This is a genomic window from Peribacillus sp. TH27 (genome assembly GCF_016650915.1).
Lineage (GTDB): Bacteria > Bacillota > Bacilli > Bacillales > DSM-1321 > Peribacillus > Peribacillus butanolivorans.
Genome location: NZ_JAEKEV010000002.1, coordinates 5724326 through 5739858, shown reverse-complemented (window position 1 = coordinate 5739858; position 15533 = coordinate 5724326). Strand labels below are relative to the sequence as shown.

The following is a 15533-nucleotide window of genomic DNA, read 5'->3' as shown; positions in this document are numbered from 1 at the left end:
TCGTCACAGCTCTTTAATTCTTGCATCTGAGGGTTGAATAAAAATTGGGCTTATATGTGATTTTTTAATCTCTTTTCCATCAGTTCTGCCATTTGTTTCGAATTTGGATTTCCTTCATTTTGTAATTTATCAATGATGTTAATATAATCCGTTTCATTTCGGTTCTGACTTAATTTATCAGCAGCCTGAATTTCTCCCACCTTAATCTTAAAACCAACTATACCTTTCAGTTCACTTTCTAAGAGATGAGGAGAAAGTTTATCCCATAAAACAGGATTTTCACGATTTTCTTCATATTTTTCCAGCATTATTGTTAACTCTTCTATTAATTCATCTTTCTCTAAAATGCTTGCATTACCATATACATGGACGGCTTGATAATTCCATGTTGGAACTTCTTCATGCCCATACCAAGAAGAAGAAATGTAAGCGTTCGATCCCTGAAACATTACAAGCACATCTTCACAGGTTTCAAATGTTTTCCACTGAGGATTTCCATAAGCCATATGCCCAGTAATATAGTAATCATCACCTTTTTTATTTAACCCCAAAGGCAAATGAGTGGCAATTGGTTTCCCTTGTTCTGTTGTGACAATCGTGCCAAAAGAGTTTCTTTGAACAAAACTCCAAATTTCATCAACATTTTTGACCTTATAATATTTTGGAATATACATAATAAACCACCTTTCAAAAAAAGTTATATGAGTGTTTTGGTCATTATAAAGTCCATTTGTCCTTCATCACCCATATAAAAAGAGTGGGCTCCAGTTTGAACAAACCCTAGTTTCTTATAAAAAGCAATAGCATTTTCATTTTTTTTCCATACGCCTAGCCAGATTTTCTTTTTATTACGTTCCATCGCAATTTCCATAGCTTTATTTAGCATATATTTACCAAGCCCATGTTTTTGAAATTTTTTCTTTATATAAATCCTTTCGATTTCAAGTGATTCAGCACCCATTTCTTCAGACTGAGCTTCATTGGTATTGACCTTTAAATATCCAGCGACTTCATTATTAAAATAAACAAAAAGAATTGCGAAGAAATATTGGATAATTCTTTTTCTAATTGTTTTAGGTTAAATGCCCTTTCCAAATAGGCATTCATATTTTCGGGTGAATTCTGATGCTTAAATGTCTCATTAAATGTTTCATAACTAATTTCTTGAAGTTTGCGAGAATCTTCAAGGATACACTTTTTTATATTTATAGTCATATATGTCGCTCCTTTATATAATCAATAATTTCTCTTGTTTCCCTTTTTTACAAATTCCCAGTCTTTTTCTATATTTTTTCTTACTCTTTGAAGAAGATTGAAAATGGTTTCTACATCTCTTTCGGAAAATCCCTCTAATGCAACGATATTGGAATAATCATTTTCTCTTTTTATAAAAGGATAAACATTTTTCCCTTTCTCTGTTGGAAAGAGTTTTTTAATTTTTTTGTTATGTTTATCTTCTTTCTTTTCAATAAAGCCATTAATTTCAAGTTTTTTTATAGCACGAGTCGCTGTTGTTCGATCTACTTTTATCATCTCAGCTAACTTTTCTTGAATGATTCCTGGGTTTTCGCATATTCGCACAAGGTACAAATACTGCCCTTTTGTAAGGTCATATTCTTTAAATTCTATATTACTTATAGAATCTAATGCCCTTGCAATCATTCCAATTTCACGAAGAATTTCATTCATAATTAACTCCTTAGTACATATTTTTGTTGCAAATGCAATAAAAATTACATATATTAAATTTAACCTAACTTTGTTGCGTTTGCAACAAAAAAATAATGATAAAGAGGTCGAGTAAAGTAAATATGTTTTTTATGTATTAGGAATTTTAATATTAACCCTTGGTATTTCTTTCACTATACAATCAGGCCTTGGAACTTCACCTTTTGATACTTTTCGTAGGACTGTCTATAAATGTGGGGCTTACTGTGGGAAGTTGGGAAATAATAATAGCTTTAATATTGATATGTTGTAATTAATTTTTAAAAAGACAAAGACCAGAAGTTTTGGGGTTGTTAACGGCATTTATAACGGGTCTTGGTATTGATATGTGGCTTTTTTTATTGCACAATTTGATAACACCTGAACTATGGTACAGCAAAGATGTTTGTTTTGGAATCGGTTTAGTTGTTATAGGATTAGGAACTGCAACATATTTACATACAAATTTTGCACCGATTCCAGTTGTCCGATTAACATTAATCATACAAGAATTAACTAGAGCAAATATTTTTTTCGAGAACATTCATTTACCTCGTATTCTTGATAATGGCAATGATTTTAAATGGACCAATTGGCGTTGGAACATTATTAACCGTTTGTTTAAGGGGGCTAATACTTATTTACTTTATTCCATTTACTGAAAAAGTATTAGACCGCATATTAACACACTCTAGTACATCACCAAATTATGATAAAGATAAAAACCATTCAATATAGAATGCTTTTTATTTTTCTTGTTCAACTAACCTGCCCCGATCGTATTATAAGGTCAGCCAGAAAATATTTCTGGTTGACCATTTTTTATATCGATATATGATAACGGTAGCCGGGGTAGAACGTACCTGCCCGTGGGGCTTAAACATGATTTGGCTGGTTGGGACCAAGATCTCGTATAACAAGCGAAGCTATGATACTGCAAGAAGGATTAGGGGTTACCGGCAAATATTATGTTTTTGGAGGAGATAAAAAATGAATCCAGTGGTTGGTCTGGATGTAGCTAAAGGTGAAAGTCAGGTTCAAGCATTCTTGGATAAGAAGAAGCCTTATAAAAGAAGTTTTAAAGTAGCACATACCATTGAAGGGCTAGAGAGCTTACACCAATATCTTAGAGAGATAGAAAACTTAGCAGGAATTCGACCTCCGGTCGTTTTAGAGTCTACTGGGCATTATCATACTCCAGTTGTTCAGTATTTCGAGGGAAGAGGTTATTTACTAATTATCATTAACCCACTTGTCTCCTATCGAGCAAAGAGCTCATCTCTACGAAAAGTAAAGACAGATGTGATTGATGCTTACCATCTCTGCGAGCTGTATTATAAAGAAGATTTGGAACCAAATAAAAAACGAGGAATTCAACTCTTAAACCTTCGTAATCTTACAAGACAACACGAAAATGTAACGGGTATATATGTACAAACGAAACTTCAATTTCAAGCAGTTCTTGATCAGGTTTTCCCTGAGTATCATGGGGTTTTTGGGGACTTATATTCAGTTGTCTCTTTACTAACCTTATTAGAATTTCCTACATCTAAAGATGTTTTGGTAGTCGATGAAGAAGCATTAGGTAATAAAATCGATGAATTATGTACAAGTCGTTCAAGAAAGTGGGCAAATACAAAGGCAAAGAAACTTATAGCTGCAGCAGCTAAAAATCCCTTTCAGACAACACTGTATCAAAGTCACATAATGAGCTTAGAAATGTATATCAAAATGCTTATGGAATACCAAAAGCACCTATCAAAGTTGGATGAAGAGATAGGTGCTTTGGCTAAAGAAATTGAAGAATATAAGATAATCCAATCAATCCCTGGTATCGGTGAAAAAATCGCGGCAACGATTATTTCTGAAATTGGTGAGATTGATCGGTTTAATCACCCTAAAAAACTCGTAGCATTTGCAGGAATTGATCCTAGTATCTTTGAATCTGGTAGATTCAAGGGATCCGTAAACAAAATAACCAAAAGAGGTTCGAGTAGATTACGGCATGCCCTATATATGGCTGTTCGATGTGCCATTCGTGATTGTCGCAAAAAGAAAACGACTGATGAAGTCATCCCTCGTAATAAGAGATTACGTGAGTTCTATGATAAGAAACGGAAAGAAGGAAAGCCCTATAAAGTAGCTGTTATAGCATGTGCTAATAAGCTTCTACAATGGATTTATGCACTATTACAAAACAACTCGACTTTCCAAGATCTAGACTAGTTTGAAAGTGCAACTAAATATCACAAAACTTTCCATACGCTGTTCGTAGGGGGGCTATTTGGTATGCATATTTTTAGTATAGCATGAAATATTTTTAGTTTTTATTGATAAATGTTGACAAACTATTAGCTGGTTTAGTTGTATAACAAAAAGCTACCTTAAAGACAGCTCTGATTTTCCTCCTCTACTTACTTACTTACTTACCAGTACCCCTAGTCCTCCATATAGTGTCATAGCTTCGCTTGTTATACGAGATCTACGTCCCAACAACAGCCTCAAACATGTTTCTACAAGTAGGGGGCGGACAGTTTAGTTCACGGGATCATGTCCCCCGCACCCGTACGTCCTACCCTGGCTACTGATATAATAGATTCTATTAAAAAAAGGTCAGCCAGTAATTTTTACTGGTCGACCTTATAATACGAACGCACCTATTAGTTGAACAAAGGGGTTAATATCTTGTTTTTTCTTATTTCTTAATAATACGGACTATGTTATCTAAATCCCACCACTTTCAACTTTAGATATAAGAGAAATAACCTCATATGACAGTTTTTCGTATATGTTTTGCGGAATAGGTTCTTTGTCAATGAGTCGTGTTCGTCTGTTGGTTCAAGCCGTTTAGCTGGAACAATAGTGTTTACCTTATTAGGAGGAATATGCGGTCCACCGGCTACATAGCCGGTGGCTTTTTCATTATGTAAAACAATTAGTTTTTTCCAAGTCCAAAGACTGTACCTTCATTAAAAATCAAATGACAGTTCAGGCATGAATTGATTCATATGTTTTTGGATTTCGTTATATTTGTCGGACTGATCACTCAAGGCTTTCATTGGAATGATCTCATATGGCCGGTTGACCCAGGTTGGCAGGAATTTTGGATTTTGTAGTTCGATTTTCACATCATCCCCGGTTTGGATTTTTTTTACGCCAATTTGCATAATACCGCCGATGTCTTTGTAATCTCCCTGCTGGCCGGATAAGAAATTCCCAAGTGAATAAGCAACAAATGCCCGTTCGCCGTTTGGTTTTGTAAGCCATGAAACAGGCTGCAAAACGTGTGGGTGGTGGCCAATAATAATATCAGCACCTGCATTAGCTGTCGTTTGAGCAAGCAGCTTTTGTTCATCATTAGGCAACCGTTCATACTCTTTACCGAAATGCAGACTGACCACAACGACATCTGAAACTTTCTCTGCTTCTTTAACTTCCGCCTGGATTCTCGAGGTATCAATTAAATTCACAAGATGCGGTTTCCCCGCAGGAACAGGAATCCCGTTCGTTCCATACGTATAGCTGAGAAACGAAAAGGTAATATCGTTTCTTTTTAATACCCGAATGATCTGCTGGTCTTCAGACGATTGATAAGCTCCTGTATAAGGCATCCCAATACTGTTCCAATGGTTAATCGCATTCAAAATGGCCTTTTCTCCCCGGTCAAGTGTATGGTTATTGGCGATTGTCACGAGATCAACCCCGTTTGACTTTAGAGCATCTCCCACCTCTACTGGTGAATTAAAGGAAGGATATGAGGAAAGCCCTATTTCTTTCCCGCCAATCATCGTTTCCTGATTAGCCACCGTAATATCCGTTTTTCCCAGATAGGGCTTCACAAATCGGAACATCGGATTAAAGTCATACGAGCCGTTTGACTTGCGGGCGGGTATATACACCCTATCGTGAATTAAAATATCTCCCACAGCGCCTATGGTTGCTCGCCGTTACTTTTTGTTTCGGAACAGGTGTATGAGCGTGAGATGAAGCGTTTTCGGCTTTAAGTTTCTTTTTATTTTCAGCCTTTGTTTCCGAGACTTTTGGTTCCTCTTGAAATTGACCTTTTACAAATGGTGCAAGGATCCATAACAAACACATAAATGTAGCTAGAAACACTAGTATTCTTTTCATGGCAAATGCTACCTCCCTACTATTATAGTAGAGTGTTTTTAGGAAATAACAACAAAAATATCTATTTGATATTTAAAATGAACACTTCATTCGTTTGAAACAGAGTACGAAATAGGAAAAAAAGTTAGGCATATCATGTGTTGCTATATCAGATGTGCTTGCTATCTCTGATATGCCTACTGTATCTGAAAACACTTGTATGTCACTTTAGGCGGTAATTTGCGTATATTTTAAGTACTATTTTGCACGCTAGATACATTCAAAAGCTTTAGTACGTTTGTTTGAAACTAAGCCGAGACTAATTAATTAGTCTCGGCTTTTGATATTTACGATAGAATAGAAGTAATAATATTTGCCTATAAGTTTCAGTGAATGAATCTTTAACACTAGGCAGAAAATTTTAAAACGAAGTGAGCAGGGAGGCAAATAGGTGAAGAAATGGATCATAATTTTAGTGGTGATTATAGCGCTAGGAACGTATTTCGCTTGGCCTAAAACGCATTTAAAAGAGCCAGTTGTCATGTCGGTTCAATTTGACGAAGCTCCTAAAACTCTAGCAGTCTCCTATATAGTTGAGCAAGATGATAGTATGTAATGGAAATTGCACACGATACAAAAGGTTTTTATCCGCCTCGTTCGAACGGTAATGGGATGGGGATGGGGAAACGGATTATACACAAGTATTAGCAAAGCAAAATGGCTATGAGCTGCGAGAAGATATTGTTGAACTGACAGACGATCAACTCGAGTATTTTCTATCTCTAGATGGACGTGCAGTACCCGTTGACATTTCGTTTGAAGCCTATTCACCAATTGAGACAATACTCGTGCTTTTATTGAAAGATGAGGGTGTTGAGGTAACAAAGCAAGATGCAGCACTTCTCTATACATATACAGCACCCGAAGATATAACGATTGATTCGATTGGGCACTATGACAGCGTAGCGACGATTTCCTTTGAAGAAGCTGAGTTCCCCTTAGCTCTTAAAAGAGGACAATCTGTCGATGTCTTTATTCACGAGCCGTATAAATTTAGCTCACACGATGAGCTGCTCCTTGAAATCACTACGACAAAGGATCAGTCGTTTACAAAGCATCTCCGTTTGACACAGTCCATTCCAAAAGGATACTTAAAGCAAATCGCGAACGAAGCGAATGATGAATAGACTTACTAGAAGTGAGCTAACTTGTCACTGTTCAACTAATGGCTAATTTTAAAAATGGGCACCAATCATATGTGATCACTTCGGATAATAGTATTTTGGCGATCCTTGTAGCTTTGAAATAAAGATTGATCAAAAGGACCTCTTGAACCCACATATTAGCGTAAATAAGAAGAATCCATTTTGAAAAAAGATTGTTCAAAATGGATTCTTTTCTTGTGATTTGGTATACAGTTTTTATAAAATAGTTTGATTATTTTTAGTGATTCTTTATGAACTAACGCACCTGTTAGTTTAAGTACAATCCTTCACAATATCTTATCTGTTCAGCTAACTACTCAAACCCAATAATTGAAGAAAATGTATTATACATAATAACTACACTTAACATTAGAAAAATAAGTGTAGTAACATATTGTTTGGAGTTCTTCACATACTTCCACTCCAGAATAGACTGAAAACCCAATAATAAAATTAAATGAAGGATCCAATACCACTTCATAACATTTGTGTCCTTTGTAATAACAAACGGAAGAGTGCATAAAAAGATACCTAAAATAATGCCTCTTCCCCATCGGTCAACTTTTTTACCAGAAGTTTCCGAAATCTTTTTATTTTCTACACCAAGTAATTTATTTATTATTTTTTCTAATAAGAACCCCAAAATTATAAGAACAATAATTAAAACCAAAAATCTCACCACAAATCCCCCATTTATATCTAATCTATCTTTATTATGCCATAATATTTCCATTTATCTTATTGAATTAACCTGCCCCGATAGTTACATAAAGAAAAAACTGCCTTAAAAACAGCCCCGATTTTCAGCTAACGCACCCGTTAGTTGAAGTGCAATTTTTCACAAACTAGTCTTTATAGATAAGAAGAGGACCAGAAATGAACTGCACCCCAATTGTTAGACAACATCTAACAATTGGAGGTGCAGTTTTTTTGACTAAATATACGATAGACGAAAAATTACATGCAGTTTTAGAGTACTTGGAAGGGAAAAAATCCTATAAATCCATCGCACAAGAAAGAAATGTAGGTTTATCCCCTCTGAAGAGATGGGTCGCTCGCTATCTAGAACATGGGATGGAAGGAATTGCTTCATCCTATACAAATTACACTCTGCCCTTTAAACTAGAGGTACTTAATTATATGAACGAATATGGGGCATCGATCAGCGAGACCGCTGTACACTATAATCTTCCTTCCGATTCTACACTTTTGAAATGGTCAAATCAGTTGAAGGAAGGAGGTATAGACGCCCTTAAACCAAAGAAAAAGGGGCGTCTATCCATGAAAAAAGAAACCAAAAAAACATCACCAGCTAAAGGCTCTCAAGAAGCACTTCTTGCCGAATTAGAATACTTACGTGCAGAGAATGCCTATCTAAAAAAGTTGAATGCCTTAGTTCAAGAAAAGGAAGCCCTACAAAGAAAGACAAAGCGAAAGTAGTCCATGAACTAAGGAAACAATTTGATTTAAATCTGCTTCTATCCATTTCTAACATGGCACGGAGTACATACTATTATTGGGTAAACGCCTTCGGGCGTGAGGATAAATATACAGAAATGAAATCCCTTATCGAAGAGATTTTCCATACGCATAAAGGGCGCTATGGGTATCGGCGTATCACCCTAGAATTACGTAACAGAGGTGCTCGCATCAATCATAAAACAGTTCTCCGATTGATGAATGAACTAGGATTGAAGTCTTTAGTTCGCATGAAGAAATACCGTTCGTACAAAGGGAAAATCGGCAAGATTGCACCCAACATTCTAGCACGTGATTTCAAGGCAACAAACTCAAATGAAAAATGGGTGACAGACGTCACAGAATTCCATCTAGCTGGGGAGAAACTATACTTATCGGCCATTCTTGATCTGTTTAATGGAGAAATCATCGCCTATAATGTCGAATCTCGGCCTGTTTATCCCCTCGTTTCCAAAATGCTGGAGAAAGCCTTTGACCGCTTGGAATCGAAAGATTCACCCATTCTTCATTCAGATCAGGGCTGGCATTACCAGATGAAACAATATTCGCATGATTTGAAAAGACATAACATTACACAAAGCATGTCCCGTAAAGGAAATTGTCTCGATAATGCGGTCATAGAAAACTTCTTTGGCCTATTAAAATCAGAGTTACTTTATCTTCAAGAATTTGAAAGCATGGAGCATTTCAAACAAGAATTAGAAGAATATATCCATTACTACAATCATCAACGAATCAAGGTAAAATTAAAAGGCATGAGCCCGGTAGAATTCCGGGTTCATGCCCTCAAGGCTGCCTAATTAAATAAAGTGTCTAACTTTTTGGGTTCACTTCAAAAATGGCCCTCTTTGTTTTTCTTATAATTCTATCGGTGGTTTATCACTCGTTTATATATTTAATAACTGCCATTTCTTTACCGAACCTATCGCCATTATCAATAAATCCTAAACTTGAGTATAAGTAATGTGCTCCCAAATTTTCTGGATGATAACCTACAACAATTTTTTTCACATTTGGTAATTTAGCCATCTCTGTAATCATTAATTTAGTTGCCTCTTTACCAATACCCTTGCATTGGAACTCCTTATCTACCATTATTCTATATACCCAATAACCATCAAGTTCCTCTGGAATAGAATTGTACATTATAAAGCCAACTACTTTTTCTTCAAAATAAATAGCATATGGTTTTAATGTATGTTCAAACTTTGACTGAGCTATTGATATTGCATTTGGCTCAATATATTCTTTTTGTTCTGTTGATACCTCTAATTCACAACAGTCGTACCAGTTTTCAGCATTTAATTCTACAATTTTCACATTCTCTGTATACATAATTTTCCCCTTTCAAAATTCGGGGAAACGCTAAAAAACTTTGTTAATTAGTCGTAATCCCCTTAAAATTAATATCGATAAAATTTCTTTTGTTTGTCATAATGAACGCCTCCCTTAACAAATACTGTCTAAAAATATTATTAATTAATTTTCAGACTATTTACTCATATCATATTTCTCTACTAATTACTTTTTATATTAGTTCTCCTTTTTCTTTATGCAACTAACCTGCCCTGATAGTTGCATAAAGAAAAAAGCAGCCTTAAAGACAGCTCCGATCTCAGCTACAGCACCTGTTAGTTGAATAATTAAATAAACTCATTAAACACATTTCTTTTAATATCGTTCCATTCTGTATGAATAATGCTAAAGTATACATCATCTCTGCTTACTCCAGATGTATCCAAATAATTTGCTCTAAAAACTCCTTCTTTTGTTGCTCCTAACTTTTTAATTACCTTTTGTGAACGAATATTTCTAATATCAGCACTAAATTGTACTCTTCTAAAATCCATAATTTCAAATGCATATTTTAATAGTTCAAATTTACAGGCTTTATTTAATCCAGTTCCTCTATATGGATTACCGTACCAAGTCCATCCAATTTCCAATCGCTTATTATTAAACTGAATATGTCCAAAGCTTGTTGAACCAGCAATTTCATTGGTTCTTTTATCAATCACTAAAAAAGGATATGAATAGCCCACCATTCTTTGATTTATGGTTTCATCTATGTACTTGTTGAGTTCTGCATCATTCTTACACTCTATTGTATAGTAAACCTCTTCATCATAAATGATATTTTTTAACTGCTCTTTGTATTTTTCTTCAAATGGAATTAACTTAACAAGATGGTTTTCTAAAATTATTTGGCTGTTATAAAATTCATTCACCACTTTTAAGATTTCCCCTTAACTTTACATTTTGATTATTCCAAATTATAGCACATGCTACTTTATTCTTAATATACCTATCCTGCCCCGTTATTGCCATAAGAAAAAGGCTGCCTCAGCAATCTTCCTTATTGAAGTAAAGCACCTGTTAATTCTATAAGAAAAGCGATTCTTATTAAAGAATCGCGCCCAATTGCTGAAGAACCCTAAATGAAAGGTTACTAGTCTATCCCTTATTTGGGGTTTACTTTATTTTTTATCCAGTCAAGATCTAATGATTTTTCCAAAGTTATTGTTGCATTTGGACTCCAAAAATTCTTTAACGTTACATGGGTATGTTCGATAATGCGGGGGGCTGATAGGTGATCTGCATCACTCGTGGTATGAGCATCTGTGATGAGGGTGACGTTATAATCTAAATCAAAGGCTCCTCGACATGTAGAATCAACACAGAATTCCGTCTGTGCACCACAAATGTAGATGTGCGTTGCGTCTAGCTTGTCGAGTGTTTGTTTTAAAGGTGTTTGAGTAAATGAATTTGGTACGGTTTTATAGATGGTAACCTCTTGATGGAGGGGCTTCTCAAGTCGCGGGTGAAACTGCCATCCAGGTTCGCCCTTACTCATCGGACCTTCTGGATATTCGTGTTGAATATATATAATCGGTATCTGTTGCTCTCTTGCACAACGAATTAATCGGTTGATTTTGTCAATTGTCTTATCGCGTTTATACCCGTGTTCAACAACGGCCGTTTGCACATCAATGACAACTAATACTTTCTTTTCCAACCGTAAACACCTCCTTATTTCACTTATTTTTATAGTAACAAAACTCTTATTCGTTAAATATTAAGAAGTGATTTTATTCATAGTTTATTTAGCTATACTGCCTAAATATACCTTAAATGACCTTAACATAAAGAAAGAGCACAATTCTTGCTACAGAATTGCGCCCATTGCGGGAATAAGTAAAGCACAATTTCTTTGTTTGTCTATTTAACATAAAATTTCTTATGGGCAATGAAAAAACCACAGAAACTGCCTATGCCCTCCAAGTAACTTCTGGGGTTGAAAATAACGACGTTTTTAATTTTCACAAAAACAAATGGAACTATATATCAATTTGGGAAATTTAAACGAAGTTATCAGATAGCCATCCTTATCCCCAGATGCCGTTCAAGTTTTCTTTTTACTCGTTGGAGAGCATTATCAATCGACTTTACATGCGTGTTTAGTTCTTCAGAAATTTCCACATATGATTGTCCATCCATATATAAGGCCAACACTCTTCTTTCCAAATCACTAAGCAATTCTGAAATTTTTAGTTCTATATCATCAGCTTTTTCTTGGTTAATGATTAATGCTTCGGGATTCGTTATTTTTTCTCCGGATATCATATCCATAAGTGTATAGTTAGATTCTTCATCATAAAGAGGCTTGTCTAGAGAAACATACGAATTTAGAGGTGCATGCTTTTGACGAGTAGCCGTTTTGATCGCGGTTATAATCTGTCTAGTGATACAAAGTTCAGCAAAAGCTTTAAAAGAAGTCATCCTGTCCTCTCTAAAGTCACGAATAGCTTTATATAGACCAATCATTCCCTCTTGAACAAGATCTTCTTTATCTGCGCCAATTAAAAAGTATGGGGTTGTCTTCGCACGAACAAAATTCTGATATTTATTAATTAAAAAAGCCAATGACTCGCTATCTCCACTATGAACCATCTTTACCAAAACTTTATCTTCTAATTTAGCATAATTTTCAATCTGCTGTACTCCGATGTTTACCCTCACTCATATCCCTCCGCCAAACTTAATTGAGTTCTGATGTTTAATAAACTGATAGATTGTCTTTTCCTTAAGGCAACTAAACCAATATAGAAATAATGTATTCATTATGAAACTAGCGCTTGTTTAATCCACTTTAATATCTCTTGCTCATTTCTCTATCAAATTAAAAGTATAAAGGACAACAAATGAAAACGCTGTCGAAATATGAAAAAGTTAAAAATGTTATTGATCTAAGATAAGATTGATTAAACATTTTTGTTAAGATTCTTTTCTTATGCTAAAGGACGGCTTTAGTTTCATAACACATAGTGTATTGTTAAATGATCAAACACTTTTATAAACCAACATCATTTCTAGTAGGGGTAGGGCTTGTATATTCTTTTAGAGTGTGCTTTCTTACCTTCAAGCAATATATCGATTGAATCCATTTCATCATTGCTAGTACTAGCTTCAGTCTTTGCTTTAGCTTTTTGTTTCAATCGTACGAGTTAAAGCAATTTCACTTTTACTTTTATTTATGGGGCAATACAGTTAGCAGTAATGCCATATTGACCAAGTTCAAGAGCAATCGATTTTGTAAATCCAATGACGCCTTCGTTTCGAACTGGGCAGTTCAGATAGAAAAAATGTATTATTTTTCTTTAATAGGAAAATATATATATAACTAAATCTCGAGAAGGAGGATACAAATGGAAGTAAGTATGAGTGTTGAAGAAGTCGTGAATCAAATTTCTGAATTAGTAGAAAAAGAAGGGAAGCCACCTCGGAAGAAAGAGGTAAAGAAGTCAGATCCAGAGTTAATGAAAAATGCATTGTATTATTTTCCTAGTTGGGATAATGCAGTAGAACATAGCATTGGAACTTAACCATAAACGATACATAAACATTTATTTTCCAAATTGGGGTATAATTCTTTCGCTTTTGTATTACAAATGTGCTGGATCCAACCACAGAAGCTACCTGAGTTGAAAAGGGAGTTTTTGTGGTTTTTTATATTTGTTCATAAGATAATTAAAGCTCTTTTTTTGATCTGACAAATATCGGTGGCCGCATTAACGTTCATTATTTACCAATTCCCTGCCCATTTAAAAAGCACTTGTTATCATGACAGGCTAAATCTCTTTGGAAACGCAAACCATGTTTGGGGTAATACTATAATTTGAAACATCTAAATGGTTTACTGCAATTGCCTCTGTTACCAGCCTTAAAAAGTTGGGCAGGGGTATCTTTGTTTTTGCGTTAGTACTGCCCTAGTATCCCAAGTGATAATGATTTTAATGGGAGTAGATTGCTTTTTACACTCGATAAACTCCGTTCATAAAAGTGTACTTTTACGGAAAGTAGCAATAATGCTATACCGCCCTTTTCGGAAATTTTATACGCTAAGAGAATCCCAACAAAGTAGCCGTTTCGGCTGCTCTCCTTTTGTCTTTTATTCTTTTGATCTTTCAATCCTGATTTTCCGGTTTTCGGCTCGTTGGTATGGTGGCCTTAGCCGTAAATGGAACAGGAACCTACGGAATGTAGGCGTGAGCCGTACAGTCCGTGGTTATCGGTCCGAAGCGACACATTCGGAATGACAGAAAGATGCTTTTTTATCAAGACCTAAATTGTAAAAAGTTATAAAAATAAAGGGTGATACATATTAGACATGTTTAATATTTATCACCCTTTAACTTCTTGTTCGACTAAAGCGCACGATTATTGAATATTAAAAAATCTAAGAGCTACAACAAATAAGTTATAAAACGCCTTAAATATATTTAAACGTGTAGAAATAAAACATAAATAGGCATGGTTTAGAAAAAACTAAAGAAAAAAGTGGAAGTGAAGTGAATGCGATGCGTATCGTTGTTATTGGTAGTGGATTTGGAGGGTTAAATGCTGCTGTTGAGATTAGAAAAAAATTAAAACATTCTCAACATGAGATCACCGTTATTTCTGATAAGGAAGAATTTATTTTTCGTCCATCCCTAATTTGGCTTCCATTTCACAAACATAGTATTAAAAAGCTCTCCTTTCCACTTCGTCCAACATTTGAAAAGATCGGTGTTAGGTTCATTGAAAAAAGTGTCAAATCACTTATGCCAAAACAAAATTATGTGATATGTAATGATGATGTAATCATTGAGTACGATTATTTAATACTTGCATCAGGCGCTTCTCCTGACTGGGCAAGAATAAAAGGATTAGAAGGAAAAAGTGCATCTATCTATGATGTATCATCTGCTCTTAAAACAAGAAAAAAGCTTGAAGAAATGGAAGAAGGTGAACCAATTGTTATAGGAGTTGCGCAGGAGAATCCGAACCAAGGTATTTCTTATGAGTTTTTATTTGAGTTGGATGCATATCTCAAAGAGCGTCGTATCAAATGCCCCATGACGTTTTTCACATATGAAAAAGAGCTATTTGACGGAAATGGAAAAGAGCCGACAGAGAAGCTGAAGTATTAATGGCGGAAAAACAGATACCGTACTTCTGTAATGTTTCTATTGAACAGGTTGATGATGGAAAGGTCTATTTGAATAACGGAGAACGACTTCCTTATTCATTTTTACTCGTTTTGCCTCCTTATAAAGGAAAGGAATGTATTCTATCATCGAAAGATTTTGAGCATGAAAATGGCATCCTACCTGTTCATGAAACTCTCCAATCCGTTCAATGGGAAAATATTTATGTTGTTGGTGATGCAAATAATATCAAAGGAACAAAAACAGGGCGTGCTGCTGAGCTCCAGGGCGAACTTGCTGTTGAAAATATTGTCAAACAAATGCATCATGAACCACTTCGATCATTCCAACACGAAACACTTTATTTTATGGAGCTTGGAAAAGAAGGTGCTATGTTTATTATGAATAAACCGTCTAAACAAGGAACATTAACATGCACAACGAGTGGCATTATGCCACATATGATGAAGCGAGCGTTTGAAAGTTATTACTTACTTAAATTCAGCTAACTTTATTATTATCTTTCTGTCAATCGTATCTGATTTTTATACATCGTTAATAAATC

Annotated in this window: 16 protein-coding genes and 2 pseudogenes; 8 read left to right on the top strand and 10 right to left on the bottom strand. The window is 35.1% G+C overall.

What is annotated here, in order from left to right; translation table 11 throughout:
* Positions 1 to 50 precede the first annotated feature (50 nt).
* From JFU24_RS28970 to JFU24_RS28960, 3 genes and pseudogenes are all read right to left on the bottom strand, one after another.
* On the bottom strand, positions 51 to 674 hold the full coding sequence (locus JFU24_RS28970; protein ID WP_201250852.1) for an FMN-binding negative transcriptional regulator: 624 nt from the start codon (positions 672 to 674) through the stop codon (positions 51 to 53).
* Between the two features lie 23 nt (positions 675 to 697).
* A pseudogene (locus JFU24_RS28965) lies at positions 698 to 1215 on the bottom strand (GNAT family N-acetyltransferase).
* A gap of 21 nt (positions 1216 to 1236) precedes the next feature.
* Entirely contained in the window at positions 1237 to 1689 is a 453-nt protein-coding gene (locus JFU24_RS28960) for a MarR family winged helix-turn-helix transcriptional regulator (RefSeq protein WP_201250851.1), read from the bottom strand.
* 142 nt (positions 1690 to 1831) lie between these two features.
* Between JFU24_RS28960 and JFU24_RS30485 the strand changes: the two are divergent.
* Positions 1832 to 2445 (top strand): annotated as a pseudogene (locus JFU24_RS30485) (YczE/YyaS/YitT family protein).
* Between the two features lie 252 nt (positions 2446 to 2697).
* A complete protein-coding gene (locus JFU24_RS28950) occupies positions 2698 to 3933 on the top strand; it encodes an IS110 family transposase (RefSeq protein WP_201250849.1) in 1236 nt (411 codons plus the stop codon).
* 743 nt (positions 3934 to 4676) lie between these two features.
* On the opposite strand, the gene JFU24_RS28945 is transcribed toward JFU24_RS28950, so the two are convergent.
* Together JFU24_RS28945 and JFU24_RS28940 are read right to left on the bottom strand one after the other, a co-directional pair.
* Complete coding sequence (locus tag JFU24_RS28945; protein WP_342214758.1) at positions 4677 to 5606, bottom strand: CapA family protein; 930 nt, start codon at positions 5604 to 5606, stop codon at positions 4677 to 4679.
* A gap of 1 nt (position 5607) precedes the next feature.
* A complete protein-coding gene (locus tag JFU24_RS28940; protein ID WP_201250848.1) occupies positions 5608 to 5838 on the bottom strand; it encodes a hypothetical protein in 231 nt (76 codons plus the stop codon).
* A 430-nt stretch (positions 5839 to 6268) separates the two neighbouring features.
* Between JFU24_RS28940 and JFU24_RS28935 the strand changes: the two genes are divergently transcribed.
* Together JFU24_RS28935 and JFU24_RS28930 are read left to right on the top strand one after the other, a co-directional pair.
* Complete coding sequence (locus JFU24_RS28935; RefSeq protein ID WP_201185013.1) at positions 6269 to 6433, top strand: hypothetical protein; 165 nt, start codon at positions 6269 to 6271, stop codon at positions 6431 to 6433.
* A gap of 232 nt (positions 6434 to 6665) precedes the next feature.
* Entirely contained in the window at positions 6666 to 7004 is a 339-nt protein-coding gene (locus tag JFU24_RS28930) for a hypothetical protein (RefSeq protein ID WP_201250847.1), read from the top strand.
* A 331-nt stretch (positions 7005 to 7335) separates the two neighbouring features.
* On the opposite strand, the gene JFU24_RS28925 is transcribed toward JFU24_RS28930, so the two are convergent.
* A complete protein-coding gene (locus JFU24_RS28925) occupies positions 7336 to 7755 on the bottom strand; it encodes a DUF4181 domain-containing protein (RefSeq protein WP_201250846.1) in 420 nt (139 codons plus the stop codon).
* A gap of 197 nt (positions 7756 to 7952) precedes the next feature.
* Here JFU24_RS28925 and JFU24_RS28920 point away from each other — a divergent pair.
* Positions 7953 to 9301 (top strand): IS3 family transposase gene (locus JFU24_RS28920; RefSeq protein WP_201182105.1). Its coding sequence is split into 2 segments (ribosomal slippage): positions 7953 to 8397 and positions 8397 to 9301, totalling 1350 coding nucleotides; the frame shifts between segments, so codons are not numbered across the junction.
* 79 nt (positions 9302 to 9380) lie between these two features.
* Here JFU24_RS28920 and JFU24_RS28915 read toward each other — a convergent pair.
* The 4 genes from JFU24_RS28915 to sigH all read right to left on the bottom strand — a co-directional run bounded on the left by JFU24_RS28915 (position 9381) and on the right by sigH (position 12521).
* Positions 9381 to 9836 (bottom strand): GNAT family N-acetyltransferase, encoded by a 456-nt coding sequence (locus JFU24_RS28915; RefSeq protein WP_201250845.1) that lies wholly within the window; start codon positions 9834 to 9836, stop codon positions 9381 to 9383.
* A gap of 308 nt (positions 9837 to 10144) precedes the next feature.
* Positions 10145 to 10732, bottom strand: coding sequence for a GNAT family N-acetyltransferase (locus tag JFU24_RS28910; RefSeq protein ID WP_313888832.1), 588 nt, complete (start codon positions 10730 to 10732; stop codon positions 10145 to 10147).
* A 230-nt stretch (positions 10733 to 10962) separates the two neighbouring features.
* Positions 10963 to 11517 carry a cysteine hydrolase family protein gene (locus tag JFU24_RS28905; RefSeq protein ID WP_201250844.1) on the bottom strand — a complete coding sequence of 185 codons (555 nt, stop codon included), beginning with the start codon at positions 11515 to 11517 and terminating at the stop codon, positions 10963 to 10965.
* 356 nt (positions 11518 to 11873) lie between these two features.
* Positions 11874 to 12521 (bottom strand): RNA polymerase sporulation sigma factor SigH, encoded by a 648-nt coding sequence (sigH, locus tag JFU24_RS28900; RefSeq protein WP_201185018.1) that lies wholly within the window; start codon positions 12519 to 12521, stop codon positions 11874 to 11876.
* 686 nt (positions 12522 to 13207) lie between these two features.
* On the opposite strand from sigH, the gene JFU24_RS28895 reads away from it, so the two are divergent.
* From JFU24_RS28895 to JFU24_RS28885, 3 genes are all read left to right on the top strand, one after another.
* Positions 13208 to 13384 carry a homing endonuclease associated repeat-containing protein gene (locus JFU24_RS28895; RefSeq protein ID WP_200949504.1) on the top strand — a complete coding sequence of 59 codons (177 nt, stop codon included), beginning with the start codon at positions 13208 to 13210 and terminating at the stop codon, positions 13382 to 13384.
* Positions 13385 to 14359: 975 nt separating this feature from the next.
* Positions 14360 to 14971, top strand: coding sequence for an NAD(P)/FAD-dependent oxidoreductase (locus JFU24_RS28890; protein ID WP_242485516.1), 612 nt, complete (start codon positions 14360 to 14362; stop codon positions 14969 to 14971).
* On the top strand, positions 14971 to 15477 hold the full coding sequence (locus JFU24_RS28885) for a hypothetical protein (RefSeq protein WP_201250842.1): 507 nt from the start codon (positions 14971 to 14973) through the stop codon (positions 15475 to 15477). The genes JFU24_RS28890 and JFU24_RS28885 overlap by 1 nt, the downstream gene beginning before the upstream one ends.
* The last annotated feature ends 56 nt before the right edge of the window (positions 15478 to 15533 follow it).

Excerpts from the sequence above, each read along its gene's own strand:
- JFU24_RS28970 (WP_201250852.1), bottom strand. The coding sequence starts at position 674 with ATGTATATTCCAAAATATTATAAGGTCAAAAATGTTGATGAAATTTGG.
- JFU24_RS28960 (WP_201250851.1), bottom strand. The coding sequence starts at position 1,689 with ATGAATGAAATTCTTCGTGAAATTGGAATGATTGCAAGGGCATTAGAT.
- JFU24_RS28950 (WP_201250849.1), top strand. The coding sequence starts at position 2,698 with ATGAATCCAGTGGTTGGTCTGGATGTAGCTAAAGGTGAAAGTCAGGTT.
- JFU24_RS28940 (WP_201250848.1), bottom strand. The coding sequence starts at position 5,838 with ATGAAAAGAATACTAGTGTTTCTAGCTACATTTATGTGTTTGTTATGG.
- JFU24_RS28925 (WP_201250846.1), bottom strand. The coding sequence starts at position 7,755 with ATGGAAATATTATGGCATAATAAAGATAGATTAGATATAAATGGGGGA.
- JFU24_RS28915 (WP_201250845.1), bottom strand. The coding sequence starts at position 9,836 with ATGTATACAGAGAATGTGAAAATTGTAGAATTAAATGCTGAAAACTGG.
- JFU24_RS28895 (WP_200949504.1), top strand. The coding sequence starts at position 13,208 with ATGGAAGTAAGTATGAGTGTTGAAGAAGTCGTGAATCAAATTTCTGAA.
- JFU24_RS28890 (WP_242485516.1), top strand. The coding sequence starts at position 14,360 with ATGCGTATCGTTGTTATTGGTAGTGGATTTGGAGGGTTAAATGCTGCT.
- JFU24_RS28885 (WP_201250842.1), top strand. The coding sequence starts at position 14,971 with ATGGCGGAAAAACAGATACCGTACTTCTGTAATGTTTCTATTGAACAG.